This window comes from Nitrospiria bacterium, from assembly GCA_035517655.1.
Taxonomy (GTDB): domain Bacteria; phylum Nitrospirota; class Nitrospiria; order JACQBZ01; family JACQBZ01; genus JACQBZ01.
This window is the reverse complement of record DATIYJ010000056.1, coordinates 76,477-88,862: the sequence shown is the minus strand read 5'-3', so window position 1 is coordinate 88,862 and position 12,386 is coordinate 76,477. Positions and strand designations below refer to the sequence as shown.

Below are 12,386 nucleotides of genomic sequence, written 5' to 3'. Positions count from 1 at the left end.
GCGACAATTTTGTTGAACTTCCTACAACTCTGATGAACGGATCGCAATATTGTAGGAACGAGCTCCCGTCGCGTGGATCCCGTAACTGCGCAAAGGCTTCAATCGTTGACAATCGTGGGAGAAGATACTATAAATGTGGATCGTTCGCAGGGGTAAAAGGAGAAAAGGAGAATTAAGAAAACAGCGCTCATCACCGGCTGCTCATCCGGGACGCGCGGGGCTTCATCAAGGCCGGGCGGGAGATGTCCGATCAGGACTACGTCGATTTCATGAGATCGCGGTTCCTGCCGGAATCATGAACTCAAATTGACAGGACGGTTTATGAATAAGAAATATCCGATGATTAAAGGGCTTCATGTTCTCTTTTTATTCTGTCTCATGACATCGGCCGCCGCCTGTTCCACAATCGCGGTCGAGACGCGCTATGAACCGTCCGTTGACTTTTCCCGATTCAAAACCTATAACTGGGCGCTTCCGTCGGAAACGAGCGATAACCTTCAAGAGACGATCGCAGCCGGACGGGTGGGCGACCTCATTGAAGCGGCGGTGGAGAGGGAACTGGCGGCTCGAGGATATGAAAAAGAAAAACGAGCGGGTGAGAAACCGGACTTTTTTGTGGCCTACCGCGCTCATGTTGATGAAAAGGTGGACCCGATGGTGATAACCTACTCTTGCCCGGAAAATATCTGCGGCCAGGAAATCGATCTTGAGCGATATAGAGAAGGCACGCTGGTGTTGGACATTATCAAGGCTGATTCAAATCAAGTGGTCTGGCATGGAACGGCGGTCAGTGTGATCGGTGATCCGTCCGGAAGGAAGCAGGCGATCGAGGCCGCGGTTCGTCAATTACTTAAAAACTTTCCACCCCAATAGTCAAGTCAATGATGCCCGGTTCGGCGCTGGCGGTTTTGCGGCCGCGGTCCGCCGGGCCCGCGGCCGTGTTGTCCGGAAGGTTGGTGCGGTCTTCCGTGCTGGGGCGGTCCGTGACGACGGTATTCATGGCGGGGCGGTTCGGGAAGCGGCGTGACGAAGTCCTTGTCCTCGGCCCAGATCACCGGGATCTTGTGGCCGATCAGTGTTTCGATCTCTTCCAACGAGAAGGCGAACTCCTCGCAGACGAGGCTGATCGCCTGCCCGGTCGCGCCGGCGCGCGCGGTCCGTCCGATCCGGTGGACATAATCCTTCGGGTCCTGCGGAAGATCGTAATTGATTACGTGGCTGACCGCCTCGATATGGAGGCCGCGCGAGGCCACGTCGGTCGCGACCAGGATCGGCAGCGTCTTGGCGCGGAACTGCTCGATCACCTTGAGACGGGTCTTCTGGGGCAGATCGCCCGTGATCGCGCGGGCATGAAAGCCGTGCTGTTTCAGCCTCGCCTCCAGCCGTTCCCCTTCGCGCTTCGTGTTCACGAAGATCAAGAGCCGTTCCCACGGTTCGGTTTTTAAAATCCCCAGCAACAGGGAAAATTTCTGGGCCTGCTCGACGTGGTAGAGCCGCTGCTCGACCAGCTCGGCCGTGATCTGCTCCGGCGAGATCTCGATCTTGACCGGGTTGTTCATGTGCTCGTAAGCCAGCTCCATCACGCGGAAGGACAGCGTGGCCGAGAAGAGCATCGACTGGCGGGCGTGATAGGGCGGCATCTTGCGGAGCATGTAGCGCAGGTCCCGGATGAATCCCATGTCGAACATCCGGTCGGCCTCGTCGATCACCAGCATCTGGAGCTTCCGGAAGTCGTAAACCTTTTGTTTGAGATAATCAATCAGGCGGCCGGGGGTGCCGATCAGAATGTCCGGCCCCTGGGAGAGGGCCGTCCGCTGCTCGTCGTAATCGATGCCGCCGTACACGGCCAGCATCCGGAACGGAAGTTCGGAGCCGAGCGACTGCGCGTCTTTCAAGATCTGGACGACCAGCTCGCGCGTAGGGGCGATCACGAGCGCCCGCGGAGAGGGGAGATGGCTTTTCGGCGGCGGGGGAAGGGAGAGGAGGCGCGAGAAAATCGCGATCAGGAAGGCCGCGGTTTTTCCCGTGCCGGTCTGGGCCTGTCCGGCGACGTCCTGGCCCCCGAGCGTGATCGGAAGGGTGCGCTCCTGGATCTCGGTGCATTGCGTGAAACCGACGCGCCGTACGCCGTCCAGAACGGCCTGGGGAATGGGTAAACTCTCAAAGGGTGTCGCCACTGAGCGTATTTTATCTTTTTGCTATCGATGCGTCAAGGCCCATCGCACCTGGCGGACGATTCCGCGGAGGATGCGCAGCTCCCGTTCGTCCGGCTCGGCCCGGCCGAAGATCCGGCGCAGATCGGCCTGGACATGCGTTCCCTGCGTCCCCTTCACGAAACCGATCGTCGTGAGGAACTCCTTCAGCTCCGCGTAAAAACGCTCGCGTTGATCGGTGTCGACGGTGTCCCGATCGGCCGCGGTTTTTTGCCCGGCGGCGGTTCCGGCGCATCGCCTCAATTCGTACGCGACGACCATCACGGCCTGGGCCAGGTTGATCGAGGTGTGCGCCGCGGCGGCCGGGATCGTGACGAGCGACTGGCAGAGGGCGATTTCGTCGTTCGCCAGTCCCGACGACTCCGGTCCGAACAGGATCGCGACCGGGTGCCGTTTCGCGCGGGCGAGGATGTCCGGGACGGTTTTCATCAACGGCGCCGGTTTTCCGTAGCCCTTGTGCGTCCGCGCGGTGGTGCCGACCACGTGCCGGACGCGGGCGAGGGCCGAGCGGAGGGACGGGAAGACCTTCGCGCGCTCGAGAACATCATGGGCGCCGTAGGCCAGGGCGTACGAATCGGAGGAGAGATGGCCGGCCGGTTGAACAAGGACGAGCCGCGACAGGCCCATGTTCTTGATCGCGCGCGCGGCCGAGCCGATATTCCCGGGCCGGCTGGGCCGGACGAGGACGATCGAAATATTTTTGAGCGGATCGGTCATGCGGGGATAGTATCAAAGTTGTCACCGAATTCCAAATGGTGTTAAAATGACCGCGCTGCAATGAAGAAGGCCGTTGTGAAAATTTTAAAGACCGTCGCCCTCGGGATTCTCCTGATCGTCATCGCCGTCGGCGCCTGGCTTGGCTGGATCGTTGAAACCCTTCCCGACGCCCAACAGATCGCGACCTACCGGCCGGAGCAGGCGACGGAGGTCCTGGACCGGAACGGCATCGTCCTGACCCAGCTGACCGAGGACGAATTCCGGATCTGGGCCCCGCTGGCCGAGATCTCCCCCAACCTCCAGATCGCCGTGATCGCGGCCGAGGACGACACCTTTTTTCATCACGAGGGCATCAATTACAAGGCGGCCTGGGAGGCGCTTAAAGAGGATCTGAAGAAAAAACGGTACGCGCGCGGCGGGAGCACGATCACCCAGCAGCTGGTCAAGAACGTCTTCCTGACCAAGGAGAAAACGATCACCCGGAAGCTCAAGGAGTTCATCCTGGCTCGGCGCGTCGAGGAGATTCTGCCCAAGCGGCGGATTCTTGAATTGTACCTGAACGAGGTCGAATGGGGCCCGGGGGTGTTCGGGGCGGAAGCGGCCTCGCGGTACTATTTCGACCGGCACGCCTCGGACCTCTCGGTCGCGGAGGGCGCGACGCTGGCCGCCATGCTCGTCAATCCTTACCGGTATGACCCCGCCCGCTATCGGGCCCGCCTCCGGCACCGCCAGGAGTTGATCCTCGATCTGATGCGGCTGGACCGGCTGCTGACGCAGGAGGAGTACGAGCAGGCCCTCGCGGAACCGCTGGTTTTCCGGTACGAGAAGATCACCTCCCTGTTTCCGGTCTCGACCGAATCCTGTCCTCTCCGCTTCCTCAAAGCCGGCCTGATGGATCTGGGCGGCGGCGCGCGGCTGTACCAGGCCGGCCACAAGATCCGGACGACGCTGGACGCTGGCCTGCAGGAGTATCTCCAGGAGCAGCTGTCCCAGCTCTCGGACCGCTACGCCGTCGACCGTCCGCCGGGCCGTAACGATCCGCCGCCCGGCCTGCTGTTGGTGGAAGAAAAAAATCAGATCCGCGCGATGGTCTGCGTCTGGGGGTTGGAAGAAAGCACGCAGGCGGTCGAGCTGCTGAAGGGGCTCGAGCCGGATTCGCCGCGGGAGTATCGGGTGGTGGAACCCCGCCGGGTCGCCTGGCGCCGTCTCGTCTCGCGGTCGTAACCGTTTTTAAAAAAACCGTTCCGTGATCCCTTGCCATTTATCCCGTAGTTCGCTATAATCCGCAACGGTCCTGCCACGTTCTTTTCCGTCATTTTAATATCGTTGCGCCCGTATGCCGTCAGGAGGTTGCTTCTAAGCCCTAAAACGGACCGTCACAATGCCTGCCCTGGATGATTAAAAGGACGAATATATTGAGTCTGCATCATTTTTTATATGTATCGGAGGAGCCATGGCGACGCCTTCCAGTTACCTCATAACCATCTTCTTCCGGGAGCCGGACTATGAACTCCGGGTCGGCGCGAAGCCGGAACCGTACTCGGTTTCCTACCGGCTTCAGGCCGCAAGCAAGGAGGACGCCGAGCGGCTGGCCTTGGACGAGTTTAGGAGACAGGCGAGCGCGTCTCATGTTTCATGGACGCGGGTGGTGGAGAAAGTCGAGAGCCGTCCCGTCGGGCCGGACGAGAATCAACCCTAGGGAGGGGCCATGGACGTCGACGAGGTGTTGAAAAGTTTCCGAAGGGTTCCCGAGGGCCGGTTGGCGGACCGGTTCTATGAAATTTTTCTGAAGACCGATCCGAGGTTCAAGCCCCTGTTCGCAAAAACGGATTTCGAGCGGCAGAAGGAACTGCTTGTGCACGGCATCTTCGCTTTGCTGGAGTACGCGAAGGGATCGGCGACCGGGCGCATGGCGGTTAGGCGGCTCGGCGAGCTCCACAGCCGGAAGCGCATGAACATCACGAAGGATATGTATCCCGTTTGGGTTTTCTGCTTGATCCAGGCCCTCCGGGAAGTCGATCCCCAATTTACGCCCCTTCTGGAGACCCAATGGCGCGAGGCGCTTCAAAAGGGGATCGATCTGATGGTCGAGATGGAGTGATCCATCTTCGATACAACGAACGGGGGGCGGGGCCGGTTCTTTCGGAACCCGGTGGACCTGCGTGCTGTTGAATCTATCATTTGAAACCATTTCAACCCAGGAGGTGGAGGATGAAGAAAGGCGTGATGGTCGCGATGCTGTTCATGCTTTTGACGTCGTTTGCGGGCGTGGGGATGGCCGACATGCTTGTAAAAGGAACCGTAATCTTGATCAGCGGGATCAGCAGCGATATGTACACCGTCAAGACCGAAAACGACCAGGGGTTCGGGGGCAGCCGGGAGACGTTCTACGTCGACCCCAAGATGACCAAAAAAACCGGCGAGATCAAGGTCGGGACGGAGGTCGAGGCCGAGGTGAATGCCAACGGCACGGCGTATTGGATCAAGGCCGTTGAGGCGACGAAGAACGAAACGAAGAACGAGGCGAAGAAGCCCGCGGAAAAATGATCCGGGCCGCTCGTCCGTAGACGGGGCTCGCGGCGAGGGGCATCGGTCGGGAGGACATCCATGAACGGGCGAATTGCACTGGTGACGGGGGCGAACCGGGGGATCGGGCACGAGGTCGCCCGTCAGCTGGCCGAGAAGAAATGGGCAGTGATCCTGACGGCGCGGGACGAGGCGGGCGGCCGGAAGGCGAGCGACGATTTCGCCGCCCGCGGATTGGACGTCCGGTTTCGCCGGCTGGACGTGACGGATGCCGAAAATATCCGCCGGCTGGTCCGGGATCTTCAGGCCGATCCCGGGCGGCTGGATGTTCTGGTGAACAATGCCGGCGTTTTAATGGACGAGGACCGCGGCTCGGACCGCGTCCCGATCGAGACGCTGCGGGCCACGATGGAGGCGAACTTCTTCGGCCCGTTTGAGCTTTCGCAGGCGCTGATCCCGTTGTTGAGCCGGAGCGATGATCCGCGAATCATCAACGTCTCGAGCGGCCTGGGCCAGCTGAGCGACGGCGGGGGCGGCTATCCCGCCTACAGCATCTCGAAGGCGGCGCTCAACATGATGACGGTCCAGTTCGCCGAGGACCTGGGCGGGCGGGTCAAGGTGAACTCGGTCTGTCCCGGCTGGGTCCGGACCGAAATGGGCGGGGCGGGCGCGCCGCGGAGTGTCGAGAAGGGGGCCGAGTCGATCGTCTGGCTCGCGACCGATCCGAAGATTCCGAACGGAAAATTCATCCGCGACCGGAAGGAGATCGCCTGGTGAAGGCCGGTTTCAGCGGTTCAGCGCCGGCATGTGCGCTTCGGGGTAGCGCAGGCCCGATGCCGCGCCGCGGGGCGCGACCGCCTCGATCGAGGCGAGATCGGCCGCCGTGAGTCGGATCGATCGCGCCTCGACATTTTCCTCCAGATGGGGGATTTTCGTGGTTCCCGGAATCGGGACGATATCCGTTCCCCGCGTCAACAGCCAGGCCAGCGCGAGCTGCGACGGCCGGCATTTCTTCTGCGCGGCAATCTGTTCAATCCGCTTCACGAGGTCCAGGTTCCGTTGAAAATTCTCTCCCTGGAAGCGGGGAAAGATCCGCCGGCGGTCGTCCGGATCCAGGTCCTCGATGCTCCGGATTTTCCCGCTCAAAAAACCGCGCCCGATCGGGCTGTAGGCGACGAAGCCGATGCCCAGCTCCCGGCAGACGGGGAGGATCCCGTCTTCGGGCTCCCGGCTCCAGAGGGAGTATTCGGTCTGGAGCGCCGCGATCGGGTGGACCGCGTGCGCGCGGCGGATCGTGTTCGGCGCCGCCTCGGAGAGGCCCAGGTGGCGCACCTTGCCCTCGCGCACCAGTTCGGCCATCGCCCCGACCGTCTCCTCGATCGGCGTGGCCGGATCGACCCGATGCTGGTAATAGAGATCGATCACCTCCACGCCCAGCCGTTTGAGGCTGGCCTCGCAGGCCGACCGGATGTAGTCCGGTTTTCCGTTCACCCCAAGGAAGCTGCCGTCGCTTCCCCGGACGTTGCCGAACTTGGTCGCCAAAACGACGCGGTCGCGGCGGTCCCGGATCGCCCGGCCGATCAGCGTTTCGTTCCGCCCGACCCCGTACATGTCGGCCGTGTCCAGGAAGTCGATCCCCAGATCCAACGCGCGGTGGATCGTCTTAATCGAGTCCTCGTCCTCGGGCCGGCCGTAAAACTCGGACATTCCCATGCAGCCCAGCCCGATCGCCGAGACGGCCAATCCGTTCTTTCCCAAGGTTCGTTTTTGCATAACGGCGCCTCCTTCAATGAAAACGGTCAAAGATTGAAGATATGAATAATTGAATACGATCGATCTGACTCCTGATAAAAGTCGCTTGGGTTTATTATAGGGCAACGCCGGACGCGTGTTCAAGAATCGTCAAGGTTTGATCATCTCCGCGACGGTTTCGAGATGCGCCGTCTGGGGAAAGAGATCGATCGGCCGGATCCGACCAAGGCGGTATCCGCCGTCGGCAAGAATTTTTAGATCCCGCGCAAGCGTGGCCGGGTCGCACGAGACGTAGACGATTTTCGAGGGATCGAGCCGAATGAGCGATCGCAATGTCTCCCGGCCGAGGCCCTCGCGCGGCGGATCCAGGATGACGCGGTCGAACGTTTCACCCTTTTCGACCCGCTCACGGACCGCCCGCTCCACCGGCCTCGCCTCGAAGCGGGCATTCGTCAAGCCCTGTTGCCGCGCGTTGTAATTCGCATCTTGAATCGCGACCTCGTTTTCATCGAAGCCCAGGAGACCGGCCGCCTCCCGGGCCAAAAAAATCCCGAAGGTTCCGATCCCGCAATGAAGCTCCAGCACCGCTTCCTTTCCGGTCGGCGCGGCCAAGGCCAGCACCGTCTCGATCAATGCGGGGATCTGCGCCCCATGGACCTGAGCGAAGGCGCGGTCGCCGATCCGGAACGGGACGTCCCGATACCGGTCGACGAGATAATCGCGGCCTCGAACCCAGCGGCGGCCGGTGCGGCTGTAGTAGACCTGGCTCACGACGTAAGGCAGCGCCGCCTCGGCGGCCGTGAAGATGCGTTCCATCCGGTCCTGCGGCTCGTCCTCCGCGAAATAGCGGACCTGGATTTCACCCGTGCCGGGGGCCAGATGGAGATGGAGATCGGTCAACGACGGCGGACGGTCCGCCGGGTCGGTGAGGATCGAACAAAAAGCGGACAGGGCCCGGTTCAGCGGCGTCCCGGCGATGGGACAGGCCGCGATCGGCACGATCCGGTGCGATGCCGCGGCAAAGAAGCCGATGCGGGCCTCGCCCGTGGTCAGGTCCGTTTTGAGCTGGATGCGGGTCCGGTATTCAAACGGGCCGGGGGCGGACCGGGGCGGGAGGATCTCCGGATCCGTGAATTTGCCGATCCGGCGAAGGTCTTCCCGGAGAATTCCTACTTTGGCTTCGATCTGCGCGGGATAAGCAAGATGCTGCCACTGGCAGCCGCCGCAGGATCCGAACACGGGGCAGGGCGGCGTCGCGCGGTCGGGCGAAGGCGTAAGAACCGATTCCAGCCGGGCCACGGCGTAGCCCTTCTTCACCGATGTGATCCGGGCCCGGACCGTTTCGCCGGGGCAGGCGCCCGGCACGAAGACCGCGCGCCCCTCCCATCGGCCCAGCCCGTCGCCTCCGTCCACCAGCTTTTCGATTGTCGTTGTAATGAGATTACGGGGGATCAATAAGGATTCCTTCTGCGCCCGCCCGTATTTCCTGCAAGGCGGTCAGTCCCGGTCCTCTTCCTGGATGCCCAGCAGCTTGATCTTGCGGTGAAGGTGGGTCCGCTCGATCTTGAGGTCTTCGGCCGTCTTGGAGATGTTCCACTGATTTTCCCGAAGCCGTTGCAGGATGAAGCGCCGTTCGAATTCGGCGCGGGCGTCGCGCAACGCATGCGGGTTCGGGTTGTTCGTCCGGTGGGCCGCTTCGGCCGGGATCTGGTCGGCGAGCGAATTGGCCACCTCGTCTTCGGTGATCCCCGCGTCGGGCGACAGGATCACCAGCCGTTCGACCAGGTTTCTCAGCTCGCGGACGTTTCCGGGCCAGTCGTAGCGGAGGAGCGGTCGCATCGCTTCCTCCGTCATCGATTTGAGTTTCAACCCCTGTTCGGCGGACAACTGCTGGAGAAAATAGCTCACGAGAAGGGGGATGTCCTCCTTCCGCTCGCGAAGGGGCGGCACGTGCAGGGGAATGACGTTCAGCCGGTAGTAGAGGTCCTCTCGGAACGCGCCTTTTTTGATTTCCTCCTGGAGGTTTTTGTTCGAGGCCGCGATCACGCGGACGTCCACCTCGATCACCCGGGTTCCGCCGACGCGGGTAAACCGCTGCTCCTGAAGCACGCGGAGCACCTTGGCCTGAGTGGCGAGGCCCATGTCGCCGATCTCGTCCATGAACAGCGTGGCGCCGTGGGCCAGCTCGAACCGCCCCTGTTTCATCGCCATCGCCCCGGTGAACGCCCCCTTCTCATGGCCGAAAAGCTCGCTCTCGATCAGCGGCTCGGGAATGGCGGCGCAGTTGATCTCCACAAACGGCTGGCCGGACCGGCTGCTGTGGAAATGGATCGCGCGGGCCACCAGTTCCTTTCCGGTCCCGTTCTCCCCCGAGATCAGGACGCGGCTGTTCGAGGCGCCGGCCACCTGGATCGTCTCCCGGAGCCGCCGGATCGACGGGCTCTCGCCCACCATGACGAAGCGCCGTTCGATGGTCTGTTTGAGGTTGAGATTCTCGGCTTCCAATTGCTGCTGGTAGAGGGCGTGATGAACGAGGAGAGTGACCTTGTCCAGCGAAAGGGGCTTCTCGATATAATCGTACGCCCCGAGTTTGGTCGCCTTCACCGCCGTCTCGATCGAGCCGTGGCCGGACATCATCACCACCGGCAGCGGCGGGTTGTCTTTTTTGATCTGCGTGAGGGTCTCGATCCCGTCCATGCCGGGCATCCAGATATCCAGAAGGACCAGCGAGGGCGGATCGTCCTTGATCAATTTCAAGGCCTCCATTCCGCTCTGGGCCGTCGTGACCCGATAGCCCTCGTCCTTTAAGACCCCCGCGAGGGTGGTCAGGATGCTTGTTTCGTCGTCGACGATGAGAATGGTCTTGGCCATGGGTTTATGATCAGGGGTCGGCTCGCTGGGCATCTAGACCGCCGCCGCTTCGCCGGTGGGCAGTTCGATGACGACGGTGGTTCCCTTCGGCTCCCGGTTGGCGATTCGGATCTGGCCGTTGTGGTCGTTGATGATACGGTGGACGATGGCCAGTCCCAGTCCGCTCCCGGTTTTCTTCCGCGAGAAATGGGGCAGAAACAACTTGTCCATGTCCTCCGCCTGGATTCCGGCGCCCTCGTCCTCGATCACCACCGCGACTTTTTGGCGCGGACGGTCGAACCGGGTCGTGATCCAGATCCGCCCGCGGTTGGCCATGGCCTCGACCGCGTTCTCGAAGAGGTTGACGAAGACCCGTTTAAGCTGCTCGCGGTCGATATTCAAGAGAGGCACCGCGGGGTCGTACGAGATGACGAACTCGAGATCCCGGTGCGCCGAGCGGTAAAGCAGGACCACCTCCTGGAGGACCGAATGGAGGTCGTTCGACGACGGCATCGGGGCCGGAAGCCGCGCGAAGTTGGAAAATTCGTCGACCAGGTGTTTGAGGCCCGCCACCTCGTTGATGATCGTGGCGGTCGATTCGTCGACGATGGCCCGGAAATCGGGCGACTGCTCGAAATATTTCTTGCGCATCCGCTGGGCCGAGAGCTGGATCGGCGTCAGGGGGTTTTTGATCTCGTGGGCGATACGTTGGGCCACTTCCTGCCAGGCCACCGCCTTCTGGGCCGTGATCAACTCGGACAGGTCTTCCGCCACGATCACCAGTCCGACGTTCAGACCCTGGTCGTCCTTCATCCGGGCGATGCTCACGCCGAGCGTGAGCGGCTTCCCGTTCACGGCCAAATGCAGTTCCCGTTCGATCCCGTCCATCCGCCGGCTTTCCATCTCTTCCAAAAGTTGAAGGAGCGGAATCAGATTGAGGGCCTGAAAAGCGTCCCGTGCCAGCTTGCCGATGATCTCGTGGCCGTCGGTCCGGAAGATCTTCTCGGCCGAGGGGTTGATCGTGGTGATCCGTCCTTCCCGGTCGAGCGAGATCACGCCGGTCGAGATGTTTTCAAGAACGGTTTCAATGTAGGCCCGGCGCCGGTCCATCTCGGCGTTGGACCGACGCAGCGATTCGTTCGCCTCTTCCAACTGCGTCTTGCTGACCCGGAGATCCTTCGTCATCTTGTTGAACGACTGAACGACGAGTCCCAACTCGTCCCGCGCGCGGACGTTGATCTTGAATTCCAGATTTCCCCGGGCGATCGCCTCGGTTCCTTCGGCCAGCTTCTGCAGGGGGACGGTGATGCTTTTGGCCAGATAGAACCCGAACCAGGTGGCCGAAAACAGGATGACGAGGGTGATGACGACGAACGACAGGATGTAACTCTCCTTGATCGGGTTTTTGAAGGCCTTGAGCTGTTTATAGTCCTCGAACGATTTCGTGATCTCGTCCATCTTGGAGGCCAGCCCCTGCGGGATCAGGGCGTCGGCCACCAGAACGCCGACGACTTCTCCTGCGTCCGGACTCTCCGACGGGGCCCGGAGGGGGACCATCGCCCGGATCAGATTGCCGACGTCGGTCGTCGGCTTCTCCACGGTTTCCTGTCCTCCCAGCGCCTTCTTGAGCGCGTCCGTTGACGGGGGGAGGAAAGCCCGGTCCGGGATGGAGGGGTCCAGAATCCGGAGCGGCCGGGCGCCGGGCTGGGCGGGATAAAACTCCAGTCCCTGGAGGCGGTATTCCGACCGTCGGGTCTTCAGCCGCTCCAGCAAGTCGGAGCGCCTCGCCGGCTCCAGGAGCGATCCCTCCTCGATCTGGCGGGCGACGATCCTCGAGTAAAACCGCGCCGTCTCCTCCTGCTGCTGATAGTAGAGCTGCGCGGTCTGGAGCGCGCTGTCCAGCGGCCGCTCGACCTGGATCGAAAACCAGTTCTCGATGCTGCTCGTCAGCAAACCGCTCGCGACGATCAGAAGCAGGATGGTGGGGATCGATGCGAAGCCGACGAAGGCCGCGATTAATTTTCCGCGGAAGCCCGCGCCGAGGGTTTTCCTCCGGCGTTCGAAATAATGTTTGACCAGGTTCCGGGACAACAGCAGTCCCAACAGAACCAGGAGGATCAGGTTCAGTTCGAGCAGGGTCAGGACGAGGACGTTGCCCGGAAAGAAGGAAGGCGTCTCGATTTCGCGGAAGTAAAGCACCGTCAGGGTTCCGGTCAGAATCAGAAATCCGAGCGTGATCCAGACCGGCCGCGCATGGGTGCGCTTCCTCTCTTCATCCAACGACGTGTCTGATGCTTGTGATTCGGGTGTCACCGGAATCCTTTCCGT

12 protein-coding genes are annotated in these 12,386 nt (G+C 61.7%); 6 read left to right on the top strand and 6 right to left on the bottom strand.

Annotated elements, in window-relative coordinates; translation table 11 throughout:
* The first annotated feature begins 321 nt into the window (after window positions 1-321).
* Window positions 322-873, top strand: a complete 552-nt coding sequence (locus tag VLY20_10535; GenBank protein ID HUK57082.1) for a DUF4136 domain-containing protein — start codon at window positions 322-324, stop codon at window positions 871-873.
* A gap of 5 nt (window positions 874-878) precedes the next feature.
* Here the strand turns inward: VLY20_10535 and VLY20_10530 are convergent, their stop codons facing one another.
* Window positions 879-2,177, bottom strand: a complete 1,299-nt coding sequence (locus VLY20_10530; GenBank protein ID HUK57081.1) for a DEAD/DEAH box helicase — start codon at window positions 2,175-2,177, stop codon at window positions 879-881.
* A gap of 21 nt (window positions 2,178-2,198) precedes the next feature.
* Window positions 2,199-2,930, bottom strand: a complete 732-nt coding sequence (locus tag VLY20_10525; protein ID HUK57080.1) for an RNA methyltransferase — start codon at window positions 2,928-2,930, stop codon at window positions 2,199-2,201.
* Window positions 2,931-3,005: 75 nt separating this feature from the next.
* Between VLY20_10525 and mtgA the strand changes: the two genes are divergently transcribed.
* From mtgA to VLY20_10500, 5 genes are all read left to right on the top strand, one after another.
* Entirely contained in the window at window positions 3,006-4,154 is a 1,149-nt protein-coding gene (gene mtgA / locus VLY20_10520) for a monofunctional biosynthetic peptidoglycan transglycosylase (GenBank protein ID HUK57079.1), read from the top strand.
* A gap of 229 nt (window positions 4,155-4,383) precedes the next feature.
* Window positions 4,384-4,629 carry a hypothetical protein gene (locus tag VLY20_10515; GenBank protein ID HUK57078.1) on the top strand — a complete coding sequence of 82 codons (246 nt, stop codon included), beginning with the start codon at window positions 4,384-4,386 and terminating at the stop codon, window positions 4,627-4,629.
* A gap of 9 nt (window positions 4,630-4,638) precedes the next feature.
* Window positions 4,639-5,031, top strand: a complete 393-nt coding sequence (locus VLY20_10510; protein ID HUK57077.1) for a globin — start codon at window positions 4,639-4,641, stop codon at window positions 5,029-5,031.
* Window positions 5,032-5,141: 110 nt separating this feature from the next.
* The gene (locus VLY20_10505) at window positions 5,142-5,477 is read left to right on the top strand and encodes a hypothetical protein (protein ID HUK57076.1); all 336 of its coding nucleotides are present in this window, start codon (window positions 5,142-5,144) and stop codon (window positions 5,475-5,477) included.
* Window positions 5,478-5,537: 60 nt separating this feature from the next.
* Window positions 5,538-6,233, top strand: coding sequence for an SDR family oxidoreductase (locus tag VLY20_10500; protein ID HUK57075.1), 696 nt, complete (start codon window positions 5,538-5,540; stop codon window positions 6,231-6,233).
* Window positions 6,234-6,242: 9 nt separating this feature from the next.
* Here the strand turns inward: VLY20_10500 and VLY20_10495 are convergent, their stop codons facing one another.
* From VLY20_10495 to VLY20_10480, 4 genes are all read right to left on the bottom strand, one after another.
* Window positions 6,243-7,229 carry an aldo/keto reductase gene (locus VLY20_10495; protein HUK57074.1) on the bottom strand — a complete coding sequence of 329 codons (987 nt, stop codon included), beginning with the start codon at window positions 7,227-7,229 and terminating at the stop codon, window positions 6,243-6,245.
* A 129-nt stretch (window positions 7,230-7,358) separates the two neighbouring features.
* On the bottom strand, window positions 7,359-8,663 hold the full coding sequence (rlmD, locus tag VLY20_10490) for a 23S rRNA (uracil(1939)-C(5))-methyltransferase RlmD (GenBank protein HUK57073.1): 1,305 nt from the start codon (window positions 8,661-8,663) through the stop codon (window positions 7,359-7,361).
* A gap of 42 nt (window positions 8,664-8,705) precedes the next feature.
* Window positions 8,706-10,079: a sigma-54 dependent transcriptional regulator gene (locus VLY20_10485; GenBank protein ID HUK57072.1), complete on the bottom strand. Its 1,374-nt coding sequence runs from the start codon at window positions 10,077-10,079 to the stop codon at window positions 8,706-8,708.
* A 33-nt stretch (window positions 10,080-10,112) separates the two neighbouring features.
* On the bottom strand, window positions 10,113-12,371 hold the full coding sequence (locus VLY20_10480) for an ATP-binding protein (protein HUK57071.1): 2,259 nt from the start codon (window positions 12,369-12,371) through the stop codon (window positions 10,113-10,115).
* Window positions 12,372-12,386: the final 15 nt, after the last annotated feature.

Coding starts and splice junctions, on each gene's coding strand:
- VLY20_10535 (HUK57082.1), top strand. CDS start 322: ATGAATAAGAAATATCCGATGATTAAAGGGCTTCATGTTCTCTTTTTA.
- VLY20_10525 (HUK57080.1), bottom strand. CDS start 2,930: ATGACCGATCCGCTCAAAAATATTTCGATCGTCCTCGTCCGGCCCAGC.
- VLY20_10515 (HUK57078.1), top strand. CDS start 4,384: ATGGCGACGCCTTCCAGTTACCTCATAACCATCTTCTTCCGGGAGCCG.
- VLY20_10510 (HUK57077.1), top strand. CDS start 4,639: ATGGACGTCGACGAGGTGTTGAAAAGTTTCCGAAGGGTTCCCGAGGGC.
- VLY20_10505 (HUK57076.1), top strand. CDS start 5,142: ATGAAGAAAGGCGTGATGGTCGCGATGCTGTTCATGCTTTTGACGTCG.
- VLY20_10500 (HUK57075.1), top strand. CDS start 5,538: ATGAACGGGCGAATTGCACTGGTGACGGGGGCGAACCGGGGGATCGGG.
- VLY20_10495 (HUK57074.1), bottom strand. CDS start 7,229: ATGCAAAAACGAACCTTGGGAAAGAACGGATTGGCCGTCTCGGCGATC.
- VLY20_10485 (HUK57072.1), bottom strand. CDS start 10,079: ATGGCCAAGACCATTCTCATCGTCGACGACGAAACAAGCATCCTGACC.